The 997-nt window shown below is 39.1% G+C and carries 1 protein-coding gene and 1 pseudogene; both read left to right on the top strand.

All coding sequences use genetic code 11. The annotated features are described in order from the left end of the window. Window positions 1–309 precede the first annotated feature (309 nt). A complete protein-coding gene (locus ACFIKO_RS09320; RefSeq protein WP_375673890.1) occupies window positions 310–453 on the top strand; it encodes a TrwH protein in 144 nt (47 codons plus the stop codon). Beyond that, window positions 450–997 (top strand): annotated as a pseudogene (locus tag ACFIKO_RS09315) (hypothetical protein); the annotation flags it as partial. The gene ACFIKO_RS09320 and the pseudogene ACFIKO_RS09315, both read left to right, overlap by 4 nt.

Here is a 997-nt window from a genome sequence, read left to right as displayed (position 1 = left end):
ATCAAGCGTTGCCAATTCTCTCGCAAAAGGAATTACATTTGGACATCTATGGAGACATAGAAACTAGAGGAGATAAAGAGCAATGCTTCTCGTAACAGCCCCCCCTAATATCCATAGGACAAAATAACGAGGATATCCAATCCAAAAGTAAAAAGTATTCGCACTGAAATTGGACTATTTTCATAAATTAAAAAATGAAATTAAGAAAAGATCAATTATCGTAAACTATACACTTTACTTTAGTGTCAAAGTTATAATAATGATAATAAATATCATGATGTATATAACAGTAAAAAGAGTCATATTAAAATGAAGTCGATCATTCTTATAATTTTGATTGCAAATATTTTATCAGCTTGTGCATTAGCACCAAAGCTAAAACAGCCCAATGATAGGAACCGTGTGCCTATTAATAAAACAATCCCCGCCGAAATCAAGCGAGCAAGTATATGAGAAAGATTCTTATTATAACAGGAATGGTTACCCTTTTGGCAATGATGAATTTGGCACATGCAGATAGCGGACATGTGTATGATAGAAATGCAGTACAAATCCACCGAACAGAAGACGGTCGAACATATCGGATATATTCTGGTTCGACAGTTTCAACAACCAATACAAATGTTAAAATTAGACATCCTAATAAACCTCAAGTTAACAGAAAGCCAAAATCACCTAAAAAGTCGCAACCTGCTTCACCGCCACAACCTGCTTCACCGCCACAACCTGCTTCACCGCCACAACCTGCTTCACCGCCACAACCTGCTCCACCGCCACAACCTGCTCCACCGACACAACCTGCTCCACCGCCACAACCTGCTCCACCGCCACAACCTGCTCCACCGACACAACCTGCTCCACCGACACAACCTGCTCCATCAGCAGAATATCTGGAGCTTATTAATCTATTAAAAAAGGGGGAAATTATTGAGCTCTTAAAAAAACAGCTTGCGTTAAAAAAAGAACAACTTTCGCAAACAGAAAAAGCTTACCAAGC

The organism is Bartonella sp. TS82HLJMH, from assembly GCF_042193495.1.
GTDB lineage: Bacteria > Pseudomonadota > Alphaproteobacteria > Rhizobiales > Rhizobiaceae > Bartonella > Bartonella grahamii.
Note: the sequence above shows the minus strand (reverse complement) of the source record. Positions and strands in the feature narration are given on the sequence as shown.

Excerpts from the sequence above, each read along its gene's own strand:
- ACFIKO_RS09320 (WP_375673890.1), top strand. The coding sequence starts at position 310 with ATGAAGTCGATCATTCTTATAATTTTGATTGCAAATATTTTATCAGCT.